This window comes from Neobacillus drentensis (assembly GCF_021560175.1).
Lineage (GTDB): Bacteria > Bacillota > Bacilli > Bacillales > Cytobacillaceae > Neobacillus > Neobacillus drentensis_A.
This window is the reverse complement of sequence record NZ_CP091110.1, coordinates 43565-67989: the sequence shown is the minus strand read 5'-3', so window position 1 is coordinate 67989 and position 24425 is coordinate 43565. Positions and strand designations below refer to the sequence as shown.

The 24425-nt window shown below is 40.3% G+C and carries 22 protein-coding genes; 1 reads left to right on the top strand and 21 read right to left on the bottom strand.

Annotation, left to right across the window (positions count from 1 at the left end; translation table 11 throughout):
- Window position 1: 1 nt before the first annotated feature.
- The 21 genes from mazG to metG form a co-directional block, all read right to left on the bottom strand.
- The gene (mazG, locus tag L1999_RS00330; RefSeq protein ID WP_235741791.1) at window positions 2-1471 is read right to left on the bottom strand and encodes a bifunctional methyltransferase/pyrophosphohydrolase YabN; all 1470 of its coding nucleotides are present in this window, start codon (window positions 1469-1471) and stop codon (window positions 2-4) included.
- Window positions 1455-3098, bottom strand: a complete 1644-nt coding sequence (locus tag L1999_RS00325) for a putative polysaccharide biosynthesis protein (protein ID WP_235741790.1) — start codon at window positions 3096-3098, stop codon at window positions 1455-1457. The genes mazG and L1999_RS00325 overlap by 17 nt, the downstream gene beginning before the upstream one ends.
- A 132-nt stretch (window positions 3099-3230) precedes the next feature.
- A complete protein-coding gene (gene spoVT / locus L1999_RS00320; RefSeq protein WP_275677310.1) occupies window positions 3231-3767 on the bottom strand; it encodes a stage V sporulation protein T in 537 nt (178 codons plus the stop codon).
- Between the two features lie 205 nt (window positions 3768-3972).
- Window positions 3973-7509 (bottom strand): transcription-repair coupling factor, encoded by a 3537-nt coding sequence (gene mfd / locus L1999_RS00315; RefSeq protein ID WP_235741788.1) that lies wholly within the window; start codon window positions 7507-7509, stop codon window positions 3973-3975.
- Window positions 7510-7699: 190 nt separating this feature from the next.
- Complete coding sequence (locus L1999_RS00310; protein WP_235741787.1) at window positions 7700-7930, bottom strand: anti-sigma-F factor Fin; 231 nt, start codon at window positions 7928-7930, stop codon at window positions 7700-7702.
- 133 nt (window positions 7931-8063) lie between these two features.
- Window positions 8064-8624, bottom strand: a complete 561-nt coding sequence (pth, locus tag L1999_RS00305) for an aminoacyl-tRNA hydrolase (RefSeq protein ID WP_235741786.1) — start codon at window positions 8622-8624, stop codon at window positions 8064-8066.
- Between the two features lie 131 nt (window positions 8625-8755).
- Window positions 8756-9394 (bottom strand): 50S ribosomal protein L25/general stress protein Ctc, encoded by a 639-nt coding sequence (locus L1999_RS00300; RefSeq protein WP_235741785.1) that lies wholly within the window; start codon window positions 9392-9394, stop codon window positions 8756-8758.
- Window positions 9395-9540: 146 nt separating this feature from the next.
- Window positions 9541-10497: a ribose-phosphate diphosphokinase gene (locus tag L1999_RS00295; RefSeq protein ID WP_235741784.1), complete on the bottom strand. Its 957-nt coding sequence runs from the start codon at window positions 10495-10497 to the stop codon at window positions 9541-9543.
- A gap of 24 nt (window positions 10498-10521) precedes the next feature.
- Window positions 10522-11895 carry a bifunctional UDP-N-acetylglucosamine diphosphorylase/glucosamine-1-phosphate N-acetyltransferase GlmU gene (gene glmU / locus L1999_RS00290; protein ID WP_235741783.1) on the bottom strand — a complete coding sequence of 458 codons (1374 nt, stop codon included), beginning with the start codon at window positions 11893-11895 and terminating at the stop codon, window positions 10522-10524.
- A gap of 203 nt (window positions 11896-12098) precedes the next feature.
- Window positions 12099-12389, bottom strand: coding sequence for a septation regulator SpoVG (gene spoVG / locus L1999_RS00285; RefSeq protein ID WP_003347151.1), 291 nt, complete (start codon window positions 12387-12389; stop codon window positions 12099-12101).
- Between the two features lie 498 nt (window positions 12390-12887).
- Window positions 12888-13262, bottom strand: coding sequence for a 2-iminobutanoate/2-iminopropanoate deaminase (ridA, locus tag L1999_RS00280; RefSeq protein WP_235741782.1), 375 nt, complete (start codon window positions 13260-13262; stop codon window positions 12888-12890).
- A 1-nt stretch (window position 13263) separates the two neighbouring features.
- Window positions 13264-14091 carry a pur operon repressor gene (gene purR / locus L1999_RS00275; RefSeq protein ID WP_235741781.1) on the bottom strand — a complete coding sequence of 276 codons (828 nt, stop codon included), beginning with the start codon at window positions 14089-14091 and terminating at the stop codon, window positions 13264-13266.
- Window positions 14092-14147: 56 nt separating this feature from the next.
- Window positions 14148-15017, bottom strand: a complete 870-nt coding sequence (gene ispE / locus L1999_RS00270) for a 4-(cytidine 5'-diphospho)-2-C-methyl-D-erythritol kinase (protein WP_235744198.1) — start codon at window positions 15015-15017, stop codon at window positions 14148-14150.
- Between the two features lie 304 nt (window positions 15018-15321).
- Window positions 15322-15507, bottom strand: a complete 186-nt coding sequence (locus L1999_RS00265; RefSeq protein WP_235741780.1) for a small, acid-soluble spore protein, alpha/beta type — start codon at window positions 15505-15507, stop codon at window positions 15322-15324.
- Window positions 15508-15637: 130 nt separating this feature from the next.
- Window positions 15638-15901: a biofilm formation stimulator Veg gene (gene veg, locus L1999_RS00260; RefSeq protein WP_007084178.1), complete on the bottom strand. Its 264-nt coding sequence runs from the start codon at window positions 15899-15901 to the stop codon at window positions 15638-15640.
- 236 nt (window positions 15902-16137) lie between these two features.
- Window positions 16138-17022, bottom strand: a complete 885-nt coding sequence (gene yabG / locus L1999_RS00255) for a sporulation peptidase YabG (RefSeq protein ID WP_275677304.1) — start codon at window positions 17020-17022, stop codon at window positions 16138-16140.
- A gap of 601 nt (window positions 17023-17623) precedes the next feature.
- Complete coding sequence (gene rsmA, locus L1999_RS00250) at window positions 17624-18502, bottom strand: 16S rRNA (adenine(1518)-N(6)/adenine(1519)-N(6))-dimethyltransferase RsmA (protein ID WP_235741779.1); 879 nt, start codon at window positions 18500-18502, stop codon at window positions 17624-17626.
- Complete coding sequence (gene rnmV / locus L1999_RS00245; protein WP_235741778.1) at window positions 18495-19055, bottom strand: ribonuclease M5; 561 nt, start codon at window positions 19053-19055, stop codon at window positions 18495-18497. Before rnmV ends, rsmA begins: the two co-directional genes overlap by 8 nt.
- A gap of 208 nt (window positions 19056-19263) precedes the next feature.
- A complete protein-coding gene (locus L1999_RS00240) occupies window positions 19264-20445 on the bottom strand; it encodes a G5 and 3D domain-containing protein (protein WP_235744196.1) in 1182 nt (393 codons plus the stop codon).
- 237 nt (window positions 20446-20682) lie between these two features.
- Window positions 20683-21450, bottom strand: coding sequence for a TatD family hydrolase (locus L1999_RS00235; RefSeq protein WP_235741777.1), 768 nt, complete (start codon window positions 21448-21450; stop codon window positions 20683-20685).
- A 172-nt stretch (window positions 21451-21622) separates the two neighbouring features.
- Complete coding sequence (metG, locus tag L1999_RS00230; RefSeq protein WP_235741776.1) at window positions 21623-23581, bottom strand: methionine--tRNA ligase; 1959 nt, start codon at window positions 23579-23581, stop codon at window positions 21623-21625.
- A gap of 478 nt (window positions 23582-24059) precedes the next feature.
- Here metG and L1999_RS00225 point away from each other — a divergent pair, with 478 nt between their 5' ends.
- Entirely contained in the window at window positions 24060-24344 is a 285-nt protein-coding gene (locus tag L1999_RS00225) for a transition state genes transcriptional regulator AbrB (protein ID WP_098530272.1), read from the top strand.
- Window positions 24345-24425 lie beyond the last annotated feature (81 nt).

Sequence of the window (24425 nt, the reverse complement as noted above, 5' to 3'; positions counted from 1 at the left end):
TTTATAAACCTTTTTCCTTCGCTTCATCCCAATATAGATCGAGCTGTTCAAGTGTATGCTCTTCAAATGACCGACCACTATTCTTTACCTTTTCTTCCACATAGCGAAACCTTCGGATGAACTTTTCATTTGTTTCAAATAAGGCTTCTTCCGGATGAATGCTTAAAAATCTCGCCACATTCACAAAAGCAAATAGCAGGTCGCCGAATTCCTTTTTAGCAAGGAGAAGGCCTTCCTCTGTTCCATCAAGCTCATTCACAAATTCATCCAGCTCTTCTTTTACTTTCTCGAGCGCTGGTTGAATTTCCTTCCAATCAAAGCCAACCTTTGCTGCTTTCTTTTGCAGTTCATAGGCACGAAGCAAGTTTGGCTGTGCCAGTGAAACACCCTCTAATAGGGAGGCAGGCTGCTGACTTCCTTTTTCCTGCTGCTTAATCTCCTGCCAGTTCTGAACCACTTGTTCCGCTGTATCTGCCTTTCTATTTCCAAACACATGCGGATGCCTGCGAACCATTTTCTCTGACAGCCCCTCGATAATATCATCAATAGAAAAGTAGCCATCATCCTCGCCTATTTGGGCATGGAGCATGACTTGAAGCAGTACATCACCCAATTCCTCAACTAAATGATCAATATCATCACTATTAATTGCCTCGATGACTTCATAGGTTTCTTCAATTAAGTACCTCTTTAACGATTCATGTGTTTGTTCCTTATCCCACGGACAACCTTCAGGACCTCTTAAGATGGCAATAATCCCACGAAGCTTTGCAAAATCTTTCAACAATATTTGTTCATCCTTAACAGGAGGAACATAGACAGAGGTTAAATTGTTAACTGTTACTTTCCGGTCCAACTCATACAAGGCAACTTTTTCAATCGATTCCTGACTGCTTCCGGCAGCTGTCACTATATAAACCTCATAGTCATCCGGCAGCTTTTCCATTAGGGTAAGTTTAACCTCTGATGCGATAAATTGATCATACACCTGGCTGATAAACATATGCTGCTCCAGCTGCAGCTGGCTGGCCAAAAGTGCTGTACCATCTAGCAGTTGAAACCCTTCGACCGGGTCAATCTTTAATGAAGCAAAAATGGCATCTAAAAAGCTCTGTCCTCCGCCAATAGTGATTTGAATCCCTTTTTCGGGACCATACTCTAGAAGAAGCTGAACGGTGCGCTCTGCAACCAGTGGATGACCGGGAACGGCGTAAATAACCGATTCAGTTATTGCCTCCTGCAGCAAGGTTTGAACAATTTCTTCATATACGGCTTCAAACTGATCATGCTTTTCATAGACCGAATCAAATGAAACATAGGTTAGACCTTCTTTTTCAAGGCTAGAGACAACTGGATGCTCTTTTGTCCGTAAGAATAGATGGTTTGCCTTTAATATTTTTCTATATACCCCAACAGGCAGCTGTTCTAAGTCGCCAGCACCCAATCCCAGTACCTCAATTTCTTTCACCATATTCACTCCTGTCCTTTCGTGCTAATAAATGAATGAATTTGCTGCCAAGCGGAAATAATGCAAGTTCTTCTTCACGAAAAACCCCGCCGCGAATAATCATCAGCAAAAACAGAAAACCACCGATTACTACTGCGCTTATCGATTGCATGGCGGCGCCCAGCCGCTCCACTTCAAAATAAGCAAAGAAATAATCTGTTATGTATAAATAACCCTTCAAAAACAAGACCATACTGATCGTTGCTGTCAGAACCGTTCTTAGGTATGCGTTTACGAATATTCGTACAGTAGTTATTTTTCTAAATCCACTCATTAAGATTAGTGTAACGATTGCTAATGAAATAAGCGAGGAAACTGCCGCTCCCTTGATTCCTATTACCGGTATGAACAAAACATTTAATAGATATTTTACTGGAAAGACCATGATCACAGCAAAGGCTGGATACCATACCTTTCCCATTCCCTGCATGATGGCAATGATCGTTGAGATAATCGATGTAAAAAAAATCACAAAACTAAGCATTCCCAAAACAGATGACCCTGACTTATTTTCAAACAGCATCATGTTAGTAGGCTCGATAATGGCCCAAAGACCTGCTGATGCTCCGACACCAACAACAATACTAACCTTTAATGCTAATTGAATATGTTTATGCAATTCCACTGGCTTAGAGGTTAAACGTGCTCTCGTGATCAGCGGTACAAGGGTGAGTGACATGGAGGTTGCGGCAACGGTTCCTAATTGGATTAATGGCTGACCACGGTCAAAGACCCCTTTAACGCTTTTGGCTAATTCTGCTTCCATTCCATTCGCAACAAGTAAGGAATAAAGATTAAGGGAATCCGCCAATTGGGTAAAGATCATCAGCATTCCACTGATACAAATCATCAATCCTTGGAAAAAGAGTGCCTTCCAAATAGCACCTATTTCCTTTTTATAATTTAGAAACATCCCTTTAACAGGCTGTATTATTTTCCATTCTTTACGAATCCTTAAAAACATAAACAGTATGATAGCGGAAATGATACTTCCGGTGATGGAGCCAAACATCGCCCCGCCCCCGACTAAATACAGCGACAGACCTTTATTCATAAAAATCGAAGACAAAAGGATAATCGTCAACACTCGAATTGATTGTTCTCCGACTTGTGATAAAGCTGTTGGGACCATATCGCCGACTGCCTGATAATATCCTCTTAATAAAGAGCTGATGGGAAAGGTTAAAAACACAATGGCGACGACTCTTAGTAAAACAGTTAAATGTGAATCGTTCATCCCATCGGCGATTTCGTCCGCCCCTAGATAGAGAATACAAAAACAAATGATCCCAAAAACTTGTAAAAAGAGGTACGAGGCAAACAGAAGCAAGCGAGACCGTACAACGTCTCCTTTTTCCTTCTGCTCTGCATAAAGCTTGGAGATCACCACTGGGAAACCAGTGGTGGACAGAACCACGGCCATGCCATAAAACGGGTATACTTGCTGATATATGTAAAAACCGACATCCCCAACAATATTTTGAAAAGGAATTCGGTAAAAGGCACTTAAAATTTTTGTAACAATCGCCGCAATGGTTAAAATGAAGGCCCCTTTGAAGACGGCTTTTGATTGTTTTATGGACTTTTGCATTTTCTCACCCGCTTATTAAAACTCCAAGGTATTATAGCATAAGAAAAGCGGAAGCGCCTTGAACAGGGGCTGCGGCTAGACACATAAAAAAGACAGCAGATGCTGTCTTTTTTTTAAATTATAAATCCAATATTAAGACTCCATTTGTCGTGCGAGGAAACCTGCTGCAGTTTCAACTGCTTTTTGCTCTACTTCACCAAGAGTACCCTCTTTAGAAAAGATAATCACTCCGCCTATCGGATCTCCGTTTGCAATGATAGGTCCAATGGTGTACGATGAGACGGTTTCGTTATTTCCTTCTATTAATGCCATTTCACTTTGCTGTGTATGTAGAACGGAATTTCGTTCTTCCATCGTTTTTTCGACTAACTCACTGATGTTCTTATTTAAATAATCCTTTTTCGAACCACCAGCTACTGCAATATAGGTATCTCTATCACAAATTAAAACAGGATTACCGAGGCTATCAAATAGGGCTTCTGCATATTCTTTGGCAAAATCGCTAAGCTCGCTGATTGGTGAATATTTTTTTAAAATGACTTCTCCGTCTCGATCAACAAAAATCTCTAACGGATCCCCTTCGCGGATACGCAAAGTTCTGCGTATTTCTTTAGGAATAACAACACGACCCAAATCATCGATTCGACGAACAATTCCAGTTGCTTTCATCCAATGTTGCCTCACTTTCATCTGATGATTTTACTAACTTGGCAATGATGTTAATCATCACCAGCTTTGAAATTAGTATCTTTCATCTGGAAAGTTCTATTCACAAACATAATATTTTTTCACATATAAGAGAAATATCACATTTATGGATATAAATAGTGGGTAAATCGGACTAGTCGAGCTCAAATGAGATGCCAAATTACCATTAATTCACAGGATTGCCTTGGCCCCTTTTCGCCAATGGTATTCCTTTGACCATTTCCCGGACAGCATGAAGCCACTCTGCTGTTTCGTACTCTTTTGTCTTAATCATGATTTTTAACTTAGAGCCTTCCATCCCAGGAATAATATTTCTGCCAAACTGGCTGCCTATATGGAATATTTTACTTCCATCAATATTGCCGGTAATCTGCTCATTAACAAGGATGGTGACTTCTTGTTTCACTTGTTTAATTTGCTCAACCCCGTTTAACAGAGCATAAACCTTGATTTCAGCAATTTGGAATAGATAATCGACTTCTACCGGATATTCGCCAAAACGATCACGCATCTCTGTTTGCAGCTCTTCAATCTCCTCAAGACTATCGGCTCCTCTAAACCGTTTATACATCTCAATCTTTTGATGTCCATCTTTAATATACGTATCTGGGATATAAGCATCGATTTCCAGATCAATTTCAACGGATTTTTTCACCTCGCCTCCAAGGTCGCCCTTCCGCTCTTCAATTGCTTCCTTCAGCATTTGAGAATAAAGGTCAAATCCTACGGAATCAATAAATCCATGCTGCTGTGCACCTAATAGGTTCCCTGCTCCGCGAATCGATAAGTCCCGCATCGCAATCTTAAATCCGGACCCTAACTCTGTAAATTCCTTAATCGCCTGAAGACGCTTTTCTGCCACTTCCGTTAAGACCTTATCCTTTCGGTACGTAAAATAGGCATACGCAACACGATTGGATCTGCCAACCCGGCCGCGGAGCTGATAAAGCGTGGAAAGACCCATTCGGTCTGCATCGAACACAATTAACGTATTTACATTCGGAATATCAACACCCGTTTCGATAATCGTTGTGCTCACGAGCACATCAAATTCCCCTGCCAAGAAACCAATCATAACAGATTCCAGTTCATTCTCCGTCATTTGTCCATGTGCAAACGTTACGCGGGCATCTGGAACAAGCATGGAAATTTCTTCAGCCTTACGTTCGATATCTTCAACTCGGTTATATAAAAAGAATACTTGTCCGTCCCTGGCAAGCTCACGTTCAATTGCTTCTCTTACCAATGAACCATTGTACTCCATAACATATGTTTGGACTGGAAAGCGATTTTCCGGCGGTGTTTCGATCACCGATAAATCACGCACGCCAAGCATGGACATATGGAGTGTCCTTGGAATTGGTGTAGCCGTTAAGGTTAACACATCGACGTTTGTTTTCAACTTCTTGATCTTTTCTTTGTGTGTAACACCAAATCTCTGTTCTTCATCGACAATCAATAGGCCCAAATCGCGATAGATAATATCCTTTGATAGCAGACGATGAGTACCGACAACAATATCAACTGAACCTGCTTTTAAGCCTTTAATCGTTTCTGTCTGCTGTTTTTTTGTGCGGAACCGGCTTAATAAACCGATATTAATCGGATAATCCTGAAAACGCTCCCTAAGTGTCTCAAAGTGCTGCTGTGCCAGAATCGTTGTTGGCACCAGAAAGGCTACTTGTTTTCCGTCTGCAATTGATTTAAATGCGGCACGGATGGCCACTTCTGTTTTACCGTAACCGACGTCACCACAAAGGAGACGGTCCATCGGACGCGATCTTTCCATGTCCTTTTTAATTTCATGAATCGAGCGCAGCTGATCTTCTGTTTCTTGATAGGCAAAAGAAGTTTCAAATTCACGCTGCAGGTCCCCGTCAGGTGAAAAGGCATAACCAACTGCTGCTTCCCGCTCGGCATATAGCTTAATCAGGTCATCTGCGATATCTTGTACAGATGATTCAACTTTCTTCTTAACCTTTTTCCAATCAGTGCCGCCGAGTTTATAAACCTTTGGCTCTTTTCCTTCTGATCCCACATATTTTTGAACCAGGTCAATTTGTTCCACTGGTACGTAAAGTTTATCTGATCCTTGATAGCGAATATGCAGGTAATCTTTATGGATACCGTTAATAACGAGTGTTTCAATTCCTAAATATTTGCCGATTCCATGATTAACATGCACAACATAGTCTCCAATTTTTAACTCGGAGTAACTTTTTATCCGTTCAGCATTCGATAATTTCTGCCGGCTGGTTGATTTTTTGACGCGTTTATTAAATAATTCTTCTTCGGTGATGACAGCAATTTTTTGAATCGAGAGTTCGAATCCTGCATGAAGATTGCCTTGCATGATCTGAACTTTACCTGGTACGAGCGATTGGTCACCTTTTATCATGCTCGCACTTATTTCATAATCCTCTAGAACCCGTTCTAATTTTTGTACCCGGTCTTCATCCGCACCTAAAAATAAAATGCAATAATTCCCTTTTTTCCACCTGTCAATTTCTGCTTTTAAAACATGCATTTGACCATGGAAATTTTGCATTTGTTTACACGTAATATTAATTATATTTTGTGGGCTTGTATTGGCTACATGGCGCAAAAATAATGACATATAGAGAAGCGGAAATTCTTTTCGTTGCAGCATGGCCTGTAAGTCATGGGAAATATGCAGGTCATGAATAATCTTCCCTTCAGAAAGTAACCCTGTATACCACTCTGCTTCTTCTTTTACAAGGGAATCATTCATCTCTTGAACTCTGCTAATTTCATCTACAAACACAAGTCCATTACTTGGCAGATAGTCTAGTAAACTAGCAGGCCGCTCGTAGGCTAAGGATAAATATTTATAGACTTGATCTGGCTTTTGGCCGTTCTTCAACTGTTCAAGCTCATAGCTGAGGTTTTGACTAAGCTGCATCTTTGCTTTATCATCTTTTAGTTTCCGTAATGACAAAGCTAATCCTTCTTCAAGCTTCCCAATCATTCGGCTGTAGTTTTCGGCTTCAAGAATGATTTCGCTTGCTGGTCCAATTAACACCTCTTGAATCTTTTCTTTAGATCGCTGATCATCAAGGGAGAAATAACGGATGGAATCAATTTCTGTATCAAATAGTTCAATCCGCAGTGGATCCGCTTCCGTAAGAGGATAGATATCAATAATTCCGCCCCTTACACTAAATTCCCCTGGAGTTGTTACCATTTCAGAGCGGATATAACCCATTTTAACAAAGGTGTTTAACAACTTTTCGATATCGATGTCTTCTCCTAGCTTTAACGACAGCTGGTATTGCTGCCATAGCGATTTAGGAGGAACAATCTTTTTCAGACCCGCAATTGGAACAATTAAAACCCCTTTATTTTGTCTGCTCCAATAGTTAAGGGCATCAATTCGCTGAGCTTTTAATTCCGGGCTGGCAACGCTGAGCTCGGCGGCTATTAATTCATTCGCTGGAAAAAGAAAGACTTCTTTTTCACTTAATAGATTGACAAGATCATCATAAAGCTTTTGAGCCTGTAGTAGATTATGGGTAACAAGCATGATCGGCCTGTTCATCTTTTCATAAACTGATGCAGTTAGGACTGTACGTGATGATCCTGAAAGGCCTGCAACCAGTTGTTCTTTTAATCCTTCTTCAATCCCAGCAATAATGGAGTGAACATCTTCCTGCTTTAAAAATATTGATTTTAAACCATTCAAGGTTTCTCCTCCCTTCCTAAAAAATAATTATATTAAAACAATATTTATATGAGTAAATTTTTAAACAGAAAAACGCTTTGGAGAGCTTCCAAAGCTGAGTAGAATAGCGGAAGCGCCCGGTCAGCGGCGCAAACTAGCCGCGAAAGGCGCTAAGCTAGACTATTATCTAAGTAAAATTTTTACAACTATATCAATGAATAAGGAAATCATATTGATGGTAATCAGGGTTTCGTTCTAATGCTTCCTGACAATCTTCGCATATGGCCGTGATATGAATATCACCGGTCGGTTCATATGAGACCATTTCCTGTCTTTCTTGATCCGTTAATTTATGAAGGCCTAGTGTTTCTGCATGAATCGATGTTTGTTCAATAGAACCAAGTTTTGTACCGCAATGACGGCAATGATAATGGATGGCCATGCCTGTCCCTCCCTGATCTAGGATTCCACTACTAGTATTAACCTGGCAAGTGGAAGTTATTCACTAGATTTAACAGAGGAGTAAACAGATGTTTTTCTTCAATGTATGAATAAAAGACTTGTATCATGAACGATTATTGATTATATTCATTCATAACTTGTAAGAATGGTCTCTGCAGCCAGGCGGTACAGGCCTCTGCACTTCTCTTCACTGCATCTTGGGTAAAAGGTCTTTCCTCCGCACGAAAACGTCCAAGGACATAATCTGGTACGCTCATCCCTGGAGTTGGCCTGTCAATGCCAATTCGAATTCGATTAAACTCTTGTGTCCCTAAATGGGCAACAGTAGACTTGATTCCGTTATGGCCTCCTGGGCTTCCTTTTTGGCGGAGTCTTATTTTACCAACTGGCAAATCAAGGTCATCATAAACAACTAATAAATCCTCTAACTCTATTTGATAATAATCCATTACAGCCCTAATTGATTCCCCTGATAAGTTCATATAGGTTAAAGGTTTTAATAGTAATACCTTTTCCCCGTTATGAAGTCCGATTCCATACATCCCCTTAAACTTTGACTGATTTAACGGGATTGAGAATTGGTCGGAAAGTGCATCGATTACCTCAAAGCCAATATTATGTCTTGTCTGATCGTATTGCTTCCCAGGGTTACCTAAACCTACGATTAATTTCATCTGTGTTCCCACCTCTTCCGGTTTAGTCATCCTTTTAAAAATTTTTCGGAACATCGTCATTCTCCCATAATAACATGATTTCCATATTTATGCGTTAAAAGACGTAACCTTAAATAGGTTACGTCTCGTATTTATTCTTCACCGACTGGAGTGGTCTCTCTTCCCTCTTCTTGATCAGGGTGACCATCTTGCTGTTGTTCACCAGAGTTAATTTCCTCTTCCTGTCTTGGAGGCAATATGGATGCAACGACTTCCTCATCTTCATGATTAATGGTAAAGCCGCCGATCTCAGGAATATCCCCAACCACTACGGTCTCTCCAACTTGGAGGTTTGTAATATCCACTTCTATTGCCTGTGGGATATTATCCGGAGTGGATGTAATTGATAATTCGTGAATGGACTGCTGGAGAACACCGCCATCTTTTACACCAATTGCTTCCCCTACTAGTGCTAGTCTCACTTGGACATTAATTTTCGAGGACTTATCTACCGCTAAGAAATCAACATGGAGGATTTCCTTTTTAAAGGAATCTTCCTGATAATCAGATAAAATGACATCGTGTTTGTTTCCATCAATATCAAGGGAAATGATCCCATTTCTGCCTACTGTTCGGATTGTTTTGGTTAAATCAGCCGAACTTACAAACACTGGTTTGCTTTCTACCTTTGCCCCATAAATCACTGCAGGTATGTTTCCATTATTGCGCAGTTTTTTCAATGCCGAATGACGGAGTTCCGTCCGCTCTTTTGCTTGTAGAACAGTACTCATATATAAATACCCTCCTATTTTTTTCTGTCTATATAAAAATGCCCTAAAATAGGAAGGTCTAAACAAAATTTTTCAAAGTTAAATTTGAATGTACTTTAAACGTTGTCCGGCTCTAGTGAAATTTAACAGATACTTTCGTTTTTCTTTTAATCAAATAGTGTACTTACAGACTGTTCTTCGTGAACACGGATAATCGCTTCACCCAGTAATGGAGCCACAGAAAGATGAACAATCTTTTCAATGTTTTTCTCTTCAGGAAGCTCAATTGAATTGGTGATCACTAATTCTTTTATTTTTGAGTTTTGAATTCTTTCAATGGCAGGCCCTGATAATACAGGGTGTGTACAGCAGGCGTAAACTTCTTTTGCCCCATTTTCCACTAAGGCATTTGCAGCAAGAGTAATCGTACCAGCTGTATCAATAATATCGTCGATTAAGATGGCAATCTTTCCTTCAATATTACCGACAATATTCATAACTTCTGCAACATTTGGTCTTGGACGGCGTTTATCAATGATTGCAATTGGAGCCTTCAAACGTTCTGCCATTTTACGTGCTCTTGTTACACCGCCATGGTCTGGGGAAACGATCACCACGTCACCATTAAATTGGCGGGTTTTAAAATAGTCCGCTAAAATCGGTACACCCATTAGATGGTCAGTTGGAATTTCAAAAAAGCCTTGAATTTGCGGTGCATGAAGGTCGAGACAGATAACCCGGGTTGCCCCAGCCGTTTCGAGCAGGTTTGCCACTAATTTAGCAGTAATTGGCTCACGAGCACGCGCTTTACGGTCTTGACGAGCATACCCGTAATAAGGCATAACGATGTTGATGGTTTTGGCTGAAGCTCTTTTTAAGGCATCAATCATGATCAGCACTTCCATGATATTTTCATTCACTGGCGAGCTAGTTGATTGAATAACATAGACATCACAGCCACGGATACTTTCTTCAATATTAATTTGAATTTCACCATCACTAAATCTCGTTACAGAGCACTTTCCAAGCTCTACGCCAATAAATTTTGCAATTTCAGTTGCCAGCGGCAGATTTGAATTTAAACTAAATACCTTTAAGTTTGGATCTAAATATTGATTTGACATAATTGCCTCCAATTATAAATGGCTTTATTTCTTAAGATTAAGTTTCTGAACGTAACCTTCTTTATTAAGCTGTTTCGCGCGTGCAATCGCTAATGCTTCTTCAGGCACATTCTTAGTAATCGTTGAACCTGCGGCTACATATGATCCCTTTTTAATGGTTACCGGAGCAACTAAATTTGAATTGCAGCCAATAAAGACTCCATCTTCAATTTTTGTTAAGAATTTATTTTTCCCATCGTAATTAACCGTGATTGATCCGCAGCCAATGTTTACATCTCTGCCCACCTCTGCATCGCCAATATAGCTAAGATGTGACGCCTTACTCCCCTTACCAAAGACTGCCTTTTTAATCTCAACAAAGTTGCCGATTTTTACCTCATCTAGGATAGTGGATTCAGGGCGAATGTGGGCAAATGGGCCAATGTTTACATGAGATCCAATTGAACTGTTAAAAGCGGCAGATTGACGGATCACTGTTTCATCACCAATTTCACAGGTATCAATTTCTGTGTTAGGACCAATTATACATTCCGTACCAATTTTAGCTTGACCCTTGATCATCGTTCCTGGATAGATAACAGTATCTTGCCCAATTTCAACATCTGCTTCTATGTAAGTATTTGCAGGATCAATAATGGTTACCCCATTGCGCATATGGGCTACATTAATCCGGGAACGCATAATCCGTTCAGCCTCTGCTAAGGCAACCCGGTCATTTACACCCAAGGTTTCTTCAAACTCCTCTGTCTGGTAGGCTGTAACTACTTCCCCTTGTTTCTTCAGAATCTCAATTACATCTGGTAAATAGTATTCCCCTTGCACATTGTCATTGGATACCTTATTTAATGCTTCAAACAATGCCTGGTTGTCAAAACAATACGTACCTGTATTTATTTCATTGATTTTCCGTTCTTCTTCTGTAGCATCTTTATGCTCTACAATCTTTTCGACTAGACCCTCTTGGTTACGGATAATTCGACCATAGCCGGTTGGGTTATCTATTTTGGCTGTAAGGATTGTCGCTTTTGCCTTTAACTTTTCATGGTGTTTGAATAGAGATTCCATCGTTTCAGCTTTAATTAAAGGAGTGTCACCGCACACAACTATAGTTACGCCTTCTTTTCCCATTAAGCTATCTTGAGCCTGCATCACTGCATGAGCAGTACCCAACTGTTCTTTTTGTAATGCATAGAGACTTTGATCACCCAATTGCGTTTGGACCATTTCAGCTCCATGGCCAATAATTGTGACTATCTCATTAATAGTAAGCTTTGTTATTTGATCGACTACATGTTGTACCATAGGTTTACCGCACACAGGGTGTAAAACTTTATAAAGCTTAGATTTCATCCGCGTTCCTTGCCCCGCAGCCAAAATCACAGCATAACGATTAGACATGGACAGTCCTCCAATTTACCTTTTTATCCATTAAAAATATTAACGTAAATGGGCTCGCTTTTCAAGGAATGATGGGAAAGTGTCTAATTTTGTCATAATATGTAGAATTTTAGATAAAAGAAAATGTGTCGAGGAGATTGTTTTGGGGTAAAAAAATATAAAAAGAGCCTTACATAGAAGAAAGGCCCTAGTTGTTAAAATCCTTAGGAAGCTCCGGCTTCTTCAAATTCTACTTCCAATTCACCTAAACGGTGATACTCCGCCAAAACAGCTTCTTGGATCTTACCGCGTGTTCCTGAATTGATTGGATGCGCAATGTCACGAAATTCTCCATCTGGAGTACGTTTACTTGGCATAGCTACAAATAAACCGTTGTTTCCGTCAATAACACGAATGTCGTGAACAACAAATTCATTGTCCAATGTGATTGATGCAATCGCTCTCATTCTTCCATCCGTATTAACCCGGCGTAATCTTACGTCAGTTACTTCCATGTGCTCACACCCTTTTTTGTTATATAAAATGCTAGTTAAATAAATTCAACAATTAATTCTATTATCCTTCTCAAATTTTAAAATTTTTTTGAAAAATTAGGGCGGAATCGTGAACATTTGTAAAAAATAGCGTTTTCACCACGTGTACAGTAGAAAAGCGTCGAATAGAAAAGCGGAATTGCTTGTTTAGCACAGGACAAGAATGGAGCTGAACCATTTTTAAATTAGGCTGAGTTAAAAGTTATTGTTGATTTTTTAGCCTGTTGATTGGAGCGGAAGGCGGCGAAGACTCCTCGAAAATGCTATCGCATTTCCTTCGTGCGTGGGCGGATTCGAGGATGCAAATTCAAAGTCCTGCGGGAGTACGGGGCAGAGGAGACCTCGCAGGCGCAAGCCGAGGAGGCTCCCCGGCACACCCGCGGAAAGCGAAGCCGCCTGGAGCGGTAATCAACATTCAAGATTAGCACAGCCTTAAATTAAAATAAAAAAGCGCCCGAATTACTTCACGAGCGCGATCACTTCAATTTCAACTAATGCATCTTTTGGCAGCCTTGCTACTTCTACACAAGAACGGGCAGGTTTATGAGTGGAGAAATATTCGCCATAAACTTCATTGACGTCAGCAAACTCATCCATATTTTTAATAAAAACAGTTGCCTTTACCACCGTTTCAAGCGATGCTCCTGCTTCAGCTAATACGGCCTGTAAATTTTTAAATACTTGATGGGTTTGTTCCTTTACATCTCCGGTTACCATAACCCCTTCTGCATTTAATGGGATTTGTCCCGAACTATAGAATAAATTATTGACCACAATTCCTTGAGAATACGGACCAATGGCGGCTGGTGCCTGATTGGTTTGAACAACTTTCATGTTAATCCCTCCATATATTAAAATAATTACCTGCCTGTACACTTATCCTTTTTTCTTTTACATCCACATCGGCTAGCTGTACCAGCGATAAATATTCATCCACTAACCGTTCCTGGATTTTCTCATCTTCCACTAAAACAGCAATTCCAGCAAGCTGAGAGTTAAACTCCTCAAGCATACTGATCATTCCCATTACCGTTCCGCCTGCTTTCATAAAATCATCTACAATGAGGACACGGGAATCCTGTCTCATGCTTCTTTTAGAGAGTACCATCGTTTGAATCCTCTTAGCAGACCCGGATACATAATTAATACTAACCGTCGGACCTTCCGTCACTTTACTATCTCGTCGAACAATGACTACCGGCACATTTAATTGGCTGGCAACAGCATACGCTAAAGGAATCCCTTTTGTGGCTACCGTCATGACCACATCAATTTTTGTGTCAGCATAGGCGGAAGCAATAATTCGTCCGGCTTTCTGGACAATTTGCGGATCTCCCAAGATATCGGTTAAATACAAATAACCGCCTGGTAATAGCCGTTCGGAATTGGCGATTAACTGACAAAGTTCATTTACAAATGGTTCTGCTTTTTCCTGGCTTACTTTTACAAAAAATTTCACACCACCGGCAGCCCCCGGTACGGTTTGCAAGGTGCCAATACCCCGTTGTTCAAAGGTCTCTTTCACAATTGCTAAGTCTTCGCTAATCGAGGACTTTGCGGATGCATATCGATCAGCAAAAAAAGTGAGCGGCACAAGCTGGCGAGGATGGTCTAATAAATAATTAGTCATATCAATCAAACGTTCACTACGGCGAAATTTCATAACTACCCTCCCAGAACCCGAATATTCTATTTAAAGAATATCATTATTGTACGTTTTTAATCAAGCGAATGACGTTCTCCCAGCATGCGAACCGCAAAAACTTGGTCACAAAAACCCCTTAGGCCATTATAGATTCGATGCATTCTCGAATCATGCTGTACAATTCCAAATACGGTCGGCCCGCTTCCGCTCATTAACACCGCATCTGCCCCAAAACGCTTCATTTGTTCTTTGATTTGAGCAACTTCTGGATGAAGACTCAAAGTTACCCCTTCAAGAACGTTTCCGACGTTGTCACAGACCCGCTGGTAATCATGTTCTTTAATGGCCTGGATCATTCCATAGATATCCGGATGTTTGGTTCCATTCAAATCAAGCCGCCGATAAACCTCGGCTGTCGAGACCCCAATAAAGGGCTTCGCTAAAATAACCCAGCATGTTGGCGGCGGTGGAAGTTCCGTAATGATTTCACCTCTGCCCTTTGCCAAGGCTGTGCCTCCATAGACACAGAAAGAAACGTCCGAGCCAATTTCACTGCCGAGCGCTGCTAATTCATCCAAACTTAAACCAAGGTCCCATAGTTTATTCAGACCCCTTAGCGTTGCTGCAGCATCACTGCTGCCTCCTGCTAAGCCGGCTGCCACCGGAATTGTTTTTTCGATTGAAATAAGTACACCCTTTTTAACGCCAAAACGATCCTTTAACAGCTGGGCTGCTTGATAGGCTAGATTTCGCTGATCATCCGGTACATAGCGATTATGCGAAAGAATATGTATTTTGTCCTGTTCTAATAGGGTTAGTTCAACCCGGTCGGCTAAATCAATCGTGGTCATGATCATTTCAACTTCATGATAGCCATCGGGGCGTTTATGTAAAACATCTAATGCTAAATTGATTTTAGCCGGCGCTTTGACTAAAAGCTTCACTACGTCACCTACTTTTGTTTTATCCACTTAGCACCCAAGGGGGGGCTTTTGCATACGATTCCAAAAATCCACATTTTGTCCTATTTTACCACAAAAAGATAAATGTAAGACGTCAGATATAAGATATCTACCCAATTTTATAATTATATCAGTCGTTTTTCGTCGAAAAAAGCCACTTTTTCGACAAAAGTAAAAAAGCTGCAGCCAAAAATAGAAAAAGGCCAGTGCAAAAGAGGCCCTTTCGGTTCCTTGCACTGACCAAGCTGTGGGGAAGATTTGTTTAATATGGAGGTGCTAATCTATGTTACGTTTGACGATTCTGATTGACTAACTGCTGCTGGGCAAGTTCTACAGCACGCTTCACCATATTCCCTGCATCTTTTGCACGGATACCGCCCCAGCCTTCTTTTTGAACCACATCATAAAAGCCAAGTTCCTTGGCTAGCTCCTCTTTCAAGCGATGGGACATAATTCCTCTTCTTCGGCCCATCTAAACAACCCCTTTCATACCACAGCATTCTTAGTATGTAAAAGTACGTTCCTTTTCATGAAAATTTTTAAATCATCTAAACAGCAAAAAGCAGTAAACCTTTGTTTACTGCCATCTCATTGCTTATATACTAGCTTAAAGCTACATGTCCTGCTGCATCATCATAGAAAGTAATTTGAACTGTTTCTGTAAGAACATCCGCATAGCTGTATGAAACACGCTCAAACGAATTTTCATCTTGATCTAACTCAATAACAAAAACTGACGGGTAAGTTTCAGCTAAAACTCCAGAACGTTCGATTGTTTTCCTGCGTCCACCGTTGGCTTTCAGCAATAATCTTTTTCCCAAATTTGTGTCAAGAGCCTTTTTAATATCGGCTAAGGTTTTTGGCATTCGGTCCACCTCACTGTGTAAAGTATAACACACTGACATAGTTCTGTCAAACAAAAATATAAATTATATCAGTCCAACAAAATGATTGTCAATATTTTTTCTTCTACTTTTTCTTCTAATTTTCAACATTGTTATCGTTGCCTTATTTAGTGGTTAATATGTATCTAAAAAAAATTAAGCACGGATTAGAATAAGGGGAGCCAAATTGAAACTAGCAGCTCCACTATTCTAATCAATTATTCAACCTCATCAATAATTGGCCGAAAAGGCATACCCGTCCGCAATACACCCCTTGTTTCAATTCCTCCGAGACCTTTTTCACCTGTTAGAGTATTTCTTAATACATCCCAGACGTTGATACGCTCCATAAACGGAGTGAAACTTATTTTGGCTACAATATAAACAGGGTCGAGTGCATGAATATTGATCCTTGATGGAGAACTGGCATAGTTTGCCCCTGCATGGATGAGTGATTCAAAATGAGATTGGCAGGCGCCTGCAAAGATAACGAGTTGATCTAAATGAGGAACCCTTTTTCGGGCTTCTCTAACCGCTTGGACGAAATGTCTTGAATGTCGATAGGCATTGATATCAGACATTTTCCCCTTCGCCTTTGAATAGGCATCGTGGCCAGTAATAACCAAGATATCGGGACGGTATTGATCCATTAAGGGGCCAATTCGTTCCGGCATTTCTTTCTCATTACAGTGTATCCCCACTACAGGGATGCCAATTTTTTCGTATACAGCCATGCATTTCTTTAAATAGGAGGGATCACCGTCCAAGTGAAGAACTTTTCCAGGAATTTGAAAATAATTGCTTGGTCTCACATAACCGCTGGTTGATTCATATTCCTGACGATGTTTCACTAAATCGACATCCTGCCGAAATAGTCTTAATGACTGTTCTTCAAGTGTTCTATATTCTTGCTGCAATTTTATCCGTTCATTTTGATTAAGGATAACCAAATCAGTGTATGGTGCATCTGCAGCGAGACGGAAATCCTCTCCATAGAGGATGGCTACCTTCTGGTTGTTTATGTTTTGAATGTCGATAACGCGGAACATGATGTCGCAGTTATACGATTTCCTTCCGACAATATCCATTTGCTTAATATCCACTGCCCGTCACTCCAATAAGACCAGCTTAGGCCTTTTAATTATGGGTTCTCTCATAGGCTATGCAGGGAAAGTTGTCCTTGTTAAAAATTTACGAAAAATGAGACATATGGAGGGGAATCTACGTAATGAAAATGTGAAGATTTAATAATGTGGCTGCTCTAATTGGTCTATATGTATCTTTTATGGGAGTGGAACCAGGTTAGAAAACTCGTCTTTGTCCTCATCAACCGCTTATACGGACAGATTCCTGGTTAGAACCCTCCTCTTTGTCCTCATCAGCCTCTCATGCGGACAGATTCCTGGTTAGAACCCTCCTCTTTGTCCTCATCAGTCTCTCATGCGGACAGATTCCTGGTTAGAACCCTTCTCTTTGTCCTCATCAACCCCTCATGCGGACAGATTCATGATTGAACCTCTTGTCTTTGTCCTCATCAACCCCTCATGCGGACAGATTCCTAACTGAACCTCTTGTCTTTGTCCTCATGAATCTCCCACGGACAAAATCGGTAAAGGAATCCTACTTCTTGACCCGCTTTGCGGGCGGAAATTGTGGAGTAATTAAAATAAATGTCCCCATGAAACGATCATGAGGACAAAAGTATTAATGAAAGTATGAATATAGTTCATCTGCTAACCGGCCAAATTCTTCTAGAGAAAGAGTTTCCCCCCGGCGAACCGGCTCAATTCCACTCGCACTTAAGGCCGTGAGAATCTCTTCCTTCTTCTCTTTCCCATTCGGCAGCTGACTAGTTAAATTATTTAATAACGTTTTCCGCCGCTGTGCAAAGCTCGCTTTGGTCACTTGGAAAAAGAAATCCTCATCCTTTACCACAACAGCAGGCTTCTCTCGCTTCGTTAATCTAATCACAGCAGAATCAACATTTGGCTGCGGGACAAACACCGTCTTTGGTACAATCATGACAGTCTCAGCCTCTGTGTAATATTGAATAGCAATTGAAAGCGATCCATACTCCTTTGTGCCTGGCTTGGCAGAAATTCGGTCTGCCACTTCCTTTTGCAGCATACAAACAATCCCGCGAATCGGCAGCCGGTCTTCAAGGAGCTTCATAATGATCGGGGTCGTTACATAATATGGAAGATTGGCCACCACCATAATATCATTAATTTCTTGAAACTCCTCTTCCATTACCATTTGAACATCTGCTTCTAACACGTCCTTATGTATAACCTTTACATTTTCATAGGGTGACAAGGTATCCTGTAAAATTGGCAGCAATCTTTGGTCGATTTCAAAGGCAACCACTTTTTTGCTTGAACGTGCAAGCTGTTCAGTCAGGGCTCCAATTCCAGGACCAATTTCAATCGCACCGGAACTTTCGCTTAACTCGGCAAAACTAACAATTTTCTTTAATATATTTGTATCAATTAAAAAATTCTGTCCCAGGCTTTTCTTAAAAGAAAAACCATATTTTTCGAGGATTGCCCTCGTTCTGACTGGTGTTGCTATATCCTTATCCATTCTTTTCCTCCTGTCGTAAAACACGTAATGCTTCTGCAAACTCTTGTCTGCTAATACGGAACATCATTAATCGTTTATGAAGCTGTTTTCCGTTTGTATAACCGATTTTTAACAGCTTGCCCAGCAAAATTCTCCGCTCCTTAGAGCCCTCTCCGCCGATTAAGCCGGCCGTTACTAAGTCCTCTTGGGTAATTTCTTCTGAAATCACCTCATGCATGATTTGCGCATCCTTTAACGCTTCTCTAATATCCTCTGGACTGGCATGTTCTACGCCCACGCCTTTTCCTCTTTTAGCTATAGCAGCCTCTTTTGGCAAAAAGGCATGTTTACAGCCAGGAACAGCTGCAGCAATCGTCTTTCTGATTTTTTCACCAGGATAGTCTGGATCGGTAAAGATAATAACACCACGTGTTGCTTGGGCCCGTTTTACTTTTTCAATAGTAGTTTGATTGACAGCCGATCCATTCGTTTCAATTGTGTCAGCATCAACGGCTCGTTTTATTGTTGTCGTATCATCTTTTCCCTCTACGACAATGATTTCTTTGATTTTCATGTAAAAATAAATGCCTCCATAGAAATAAATTAAAAATGAAAAAATTGAAACATTTTTGTAATGTCCTTCGTCTATATTATTGATAGATTTCATACATTTAGATATAGGCTTTGGTAAAGAAATTTGAAGCAAGTATTCGTTGTTTAGTATAAAGAATTTTAGAAAAAAAGCAAAATGCAGAGGAATCAAATCCTCTGCACCTGAGTAATTAGTTTAGGACTGTAATCTTTACTTTCTTACGCCCCCAGCGATATGCATCCGCATGTGATGGCATTAATAAATCAACAATATACCCTTTGATTGCTCCGCCTGTATCAGCAGCCACAGCATATCCGTAGCCTTCTACATAGACCTTCGAACCAAGTGGAATAATCCTTGGGTCAACCGCGATTACTTTCATATTTGGATTAGCACGAAGATTAAGACCTGTAGCTGTATGTCCGGAGCAGCCATTACAATAGGCCGTATACGCAGTTGCCGTCACATAAAACTCCTGTCCATTAGGAGCCTCACCGCGGGAAACCTGTAACGCCAAATCCTTCGTACCGACAGCCACAACTTTATCCTGTTTTTGTAAGATATTCTGTTCGTTGATCAACTTTCTTGAAACTTCCCTGCCATTTTCAAGCACGACCTCGTACTGTCTTGAGACACGTCCCTGCTTTCCAGGAGCAATGACTTTTTCCTGCCCTTTTTGCAATTTTTCATCCTTTTTCGTTACCACGGCAAATTGAACGGGTTCTTCCACTACATCGGTGACCTTTTCTACCCGAATGACGTTCACAACACCATTCTCTGTTATTCTATCTGTTAGTGAAGGTTCCACTCGGTCTAATTCATTTAGTTTGATACCCTGTTGTGTTAAAAAGTCAGCGACCGTAGTCGAAGTGGACCAAACCTTTTGCGATTTTCCGCCGTCCACATATGTAAGATGCAACGCAATATTAAGCTTTACACTCATCTTATTTTCAATTGCCGTTTGTGGATTTGGTGAAATTTGATCGTGTTCCTTTAATACAATCTTCTGTTCTTTTAGGAGTTCAGCCACGGTATCGGCTGTAGTCCAGATCGTTTTCTTCTCGTTGTCTTTCACAATGTGAACCATGTTCGCCTGCTTCCAAACGACATTAAGGTCATCCCTAACCTTTGTACTTGCCCTTGGATACAGGTAGTCTTTTGACGTGAGGGGTACATCCAGTTCATCTAAGAGTTCCTTGATGGTAACTGCATGTGTGTTCACAACCATCTTCTTGCCATCTAATGTCATTGCTACAGTATGCTTTGAGCCTTCAAATAAAAGAATTCCCAGAGTTGTAAGCAAAACTATAAAACTAGCAAATATGATGGTCCATGACCTCCCGCTCAAAGACGTGGGGAACAGGTTTTTCATGTTTGGAAATACGATGAAAAACGCCTCCTTTTCTTTGGAGAGATTATAGAGAACCATACGCCGGCTGTCAATCCTTGCTAATCCTGTGAAGGTAGTTCTAATTATGCACAACCTTAGAAGCTTTGCAAAGAAAAACTTATCGACACGTTCATCCTATGTTGAAAAGGAGACATGTAGAACTTTTTGTTATCAGAAAAAATTAGGACAAGCTTCTTGTCGTTTCGACAATATCCCTTATCATTTTATGCCGAATAATTTCTTTGCATTTTGTGTCGTGGCTTGAGCCACTTCCTCATAAGTCAAGCCCTTTATTTCGGCAATTTGTTCGGCAACCAGCTTCACATAACTTGGTTCATTTCGCTTTCCTCGATAGGGATGAGGTGCCAAATATGGGCAATCAGTTTCAATTAAAAGCCTTTCAATTGGTACTTCTGCTGCTACCTCTTTTGGCTTTTTAGCATTTTTAAAGGTAACTGGTCCCCCTAAAGAAATCAAGAAGTTCATCTTTATGCATTCTTTTGCTACCTCTGGGCTGCCGCTAAAGCAATGCATAATCCCTCCTACTTCCTCCGCCCCTTCTTCTTTTAAAATTTCAACAATATCAGCAGTTGCTTCACGATTATGAATCACAATGGGAAGTTTCACCTTTTTAGCCAGGCGGATTTGCCGGCGGAAAACATCTTTCTGGACCTCCTTTGGTGACTTGTCCCAGTGATAATCTAAGCCCATTTCACCTATAGCAACCACTTTAGGATGGGAAGTCAATTCCTCAATCCAATTTAAGTCCTCATCGGTCATGTCGATCGCATCGACTGGATGCCAGCCAACACAGGCGTACATAAAATCATATCGTTCGACTAATTCCATGGCCCTTTGAATCGTCGGACGATCAAAACCTACGATGACCATATTAGAGACTCCTTCCGTTTGGGCCCGCTCGATCACTTCTTCAAGGTCTTCAATAAATTGCGTGTCGTTTAAATGTGCATGTGTGTCGAATAACATACGGATCAAAACTCTCCTTTTTTTGTTTATTTCTCGCTATTTTGTACTTTTAGTATTCCATTGTCTAAAGACAACTAATGAACAGGATAAATGTTCCACGTGGAACATTTTAATGCAAATCCCGACATTTTTCTAAGTAAAAAGCGCCCAATTCGGGCGCCTTTGTCTATAATTATTTTACCTTCGATCCATTTGGCAATGATTGGTCAACAGTAGCAATCGAAAGCTGACCATCTTTAGAACCAGCCAAAATCATTCCTTGTGACAATTCGCCGCGGAGTTTAACCGGCTTTAAGTTGGTAATACAAATTACCTTCCGGCCGACCAGTTCTTCAGGCTTATAGTATTGGGCAATACCTGAAACCACTTGCCGTTTTTCATATCCTAAATCTAACTGAAGCTTTAGTAATTTATCTGCCTTTTTCACCGGCTCTGCTTGAATTACCTCAGCTACTCGTAAATCTACCTTCATGAAATCATCAATGGAAATTTCCGCAAGCTCCTCTGGTTTCTCTTCTTCTTTCTTTTCTTCGATAACCGGCGTGCTTCCTTGCATTTTTGTTTTGATGAATTCTACTTCCTCAGCAATATCCAATCTTGGGAATAACGGAGCATCCTTTTCTACCTTAACTCCACTTGGAATTTTGCCAAAGCCTTCGAGACTCTCCCATGTTTTCAATTCCTCATCTTGAATACCTAATTGTGCAAAAATCCCATTAGGCGTACGAGTTAAAAATGGCTTTAATAAGATCGCCGTACGGCGTAAAGATTCTGCCAAGTGAACCATTACACTAGCAAGTTCTCCTTTTCGCTCTTCATCTTTAGCCAATGTCCATGGTTGTGTTTCATCAATGTACTTATTTGTCCGACTAACTAATTGCCAGATGGAAGTTAATGCCACAGAGAATTCCATCTTTTCCATTGCCTCTTCGTATTTTGCAACGGTTTCACGGTTTACCTGGAGCAGCGATTCATCAAAGTCACCAACAGAACCAGCATATTCAGGAATCACACCGGCAAAATACTTTTCAATCATCGCCACTGTCCGGTTTAGTAAGTTGCCTAGGTCATTAGCCAAGTCAAAATTAATTCTTTCTACAAATCCTTCTGGTGTAAATACTCCGTCTGCACCAAATGGAACTTCACGTAATAAATAGTAGCGAAGGGCATCTAAACCATAGCGGTCGATTAAGGTAACCGGGTCCACTACATTTCCTTTAGATTTTGACATTTTGCCGTCTTTCATCAACAACCAGCCATGGGCAAATACCTTCTTTGGCAGTGGTAAATCTAATGCCATTAACATAATCGGCCAATAAATCGTGTGGAAACGGACAATCTCCTTACCAACCAAATGAACATCTGCTGGCCAAAACTTTTTGTATTTGCTATCATCCTCTGTACCATATCCCAGCGCAGTAATATAATTGGAAAGCGCATCAATCCAGACATAAATCACATGTTTAGGATTACCTGGCACCTTGATCCCCCAGTCGAATGTCGTTCTTGATACTGCTAAATCTTCAAGACCAGGCTTAATGAAGTTATTAATCATTTCATTTTTACGGGATTCAGGCTGAATAAACTCTGCATTTTCCTCGTAATATTGCAAAAGCCTGTCAACATACTTACTCATTCTAAAAAAGTATGATTCTTCTTTCACTTTTTCGACAGGCCGGCCGCAATCAGGACAATTCCCATCTACTAACTGACGGTCGGTAAAAAAAGATTCACAGGGTGTACAATACCAGCCTTCATATTGATCAAGATAGATATCCCCTTGCTCTAAAAGCTTAGCAAAGATTTGTTCAACCACCTGCTTATGCCGATCTTCGGTAGTTCGAATAAAATCATCGTAAGAAATATCAAGTTTGTTCCAAAGATCTTTAATACCTCCGACAATCTCATCAACGTACTGTTGTGGTGTGATACCTTTATCTTCAGCCTTACGCTGAATTTTTTGGCCGTGTTCATCCGTACCTGTTAGATACATTACATCAAAACCGCGCATCCTCTTATAACGAGCCATGGCATCACCAGCAACGGTGGTATACGCATGTCCAATATGTAAATTCCCGCTTGGATAATAAATTGGTGTAGTTAAATAAAAAGTCTTTGATTTTTCATCCATTATATTCCCTCCTAAACAATGCAAATCCCATTAAACCATTATTGCCTCTTTTTAACACTTCTATCATCAAAATATACCGAAAAATAAACTTTTGTGCAAGAAAGCGTATTGCTAGACTTCCAGATTTTTAAAATTATTTCCTATTACACCCACAAAGGAGATAAAATCTACGAAACATATGAACGATAACTGGATTATTGTAGAACTTTGTCGAAACTTCAATTTATTATACGACAAAAAGGATGTTTTCCCTACAATAGTATTATTAACCTGCGTCACGACTGAATTTTAATATCAATCCTTGTTATATCAATAATTTTGCAAATGGAAAAATTTTCACTATTACTTTTGAAAATAAAATAATTGACGGATATGGGAAGTACTGGTATTATGAATCTATAAGAAATTTGTCGAATTATGACGAACTAAAAGGAAAGATAGATAAATAATTTGAGTGTTTATGAGAGGAGATTATAAAATGAAATCTACTGGTATTGTTCGTAAAGTTGATGAGTTAGGCCGCGTCGTTATACCGATTGAATTAAGACGTACACTTGGTATTGCAGAAAAGGATGCTCTTGAAATTTATGTGGATGATGAGCGCATTATCTTGAAAAAATACAAGCCTAATATGACTTGTCAAGTAACTGGTGAAGTTTCTGATGATAACATGGCTCTTGCCGGCGGAAAATTAATCCTTAGCCGTGAAGGTGCAGAACAATTAATAGAAGAAATTCAAAAGAATTTTGAACTTGTAAAATAAAAAAAATAGAAGGTGTCCCAAAAGTAAACCTTTTGGGACACCTTTTTTTATACATTAAACTAGTCTGTTGATTTCCGCACC

Bases quoted from the DNA above. Each gene is read 5' to 3' on its own strand.
- rsmA (WP_235741779.1), bottom strand. From the start codon at position 18,502: ATGGATAAGGATATAGCAACACCAGTCAGAACGAGGGCAATCCTCGAA.
- L1999_RS00325 (WP_235741790.1), bottom strand. From the start codon at position 3,098: ATGCAAAAGTCCATAAAACAATCAAAAGCCGTCTTCAAAGGGGCCTTC.
- glmU (WP_235741783.1), bottom strand. From the start codon at position 11,895: ATGTCTAATCGTTATGCTGTGATTTTGGCTGCGGGGCAAGGAACGCGG.
- spoVT (WP_275677310.1), bottom strand. From the start codon at position 3,767: ATGAAAGCAACTGGAATTGTTCGTCGAATCGATGATTTGGGTCGTGTT.
- metG (WP_235741776.1), bottom strand. From the start codon at position 23,581: ATGGATGAAAAATCAAAGACTTTTTATTTAACTACACCAATTTATTAT.
- mazG (WP_235741791.1), bottom strand. From the start codon at position 1,471: ATGGTGAAAGAAATTGAGGTACTGGGATTGGGTGCTGGCGACTTAGAA.
- L1999_RS00295 (WP_235741784.1), bottom strand. From the start codon at position 10,497: ATGTCAAATCAATATTTAGATCCAAACTTAAAGGTATTTAGTTTAAAT.
- L1999_RS00240 (WP_235744196.1), bottom strand. From the start codon at position 20,445: ATGAAAAACCTGTTCCCCACGTCTTTGAGCGGGAGGTCATGGACCATC.
- pth (WP_235741786.1), bottom strand. From the start codon at position 8,624: ATGAAATTAATCGTAGGTTTAGGTAACCCTGGGAAGCAATACGATCAG.
- spoVG (WP_003347151.1), bottom strand. From the start codon at position 12,389: ATGGAAGTAACTGACGTAAGATTACGCCGGGTTAATACGGATGGAAGA.
- purR (WP_235741781.1), bottom strand. From the start codon at position 14,091: ATGAAATTTCGCCGTAGTGAACGTTTGATTGATATGACTAATTATTTA.
- rnmV (WP_235741778.1), bottom strand. From the start codon at position 19,055: ATGAAAATCAAAGAAATCATTGTCGTAGAGGGAAAAGATGATACGACA.
- L1999_RS00310 (WP_235741787.1), bottom strand. From the start codon at position 7,930: ATGGCCATCCATTATCATTGCCGTCATTGCGGTACAAAACTTGGTTCT.
- L1999_RS00265 (WP_235741780.1), bottom strand. From the start codon at position 15,507: ATGGGCCGAAGAAGAGGAATTATGTCCCATCGCTTGAAAGAGGAGCTA.
- ridA (WP_235741782.1), bottom strand. From the start codon at position 13,262: ATGAAAGTTGTTCAAACCAATCAGGCACCAGCCGCCATTGGTCCGTAT.
- L1999_RS00235 (WP_235741777.1), bottom strand. From the start codon at position 21,450: ATGTTATTCGACACACATGCACATTTAAACGACACGCAATTTATTGAA.
- L1999_RS00225 (WP_098530272.1), top strand. From the start codon at position 24,060: ATGAAATCTACTGGTATTGTTCGTAAAGTTGATGAGTTAGGCCGCGTC.
- veg (WP_007084178.1), bottom strand. From the start codon at position 15,901: ATGCCAAAAACCTTAGCCGATATTAAAAAGGCTCTTGACACAAATTTG.
- L1999_RS00300 (WP_235741785.1), bottom strand. From the start codon at position 9,394: ATGAGTACTGTTCTACAAGCAAAAGAGCGGACGGAACTCCGTCATTCG.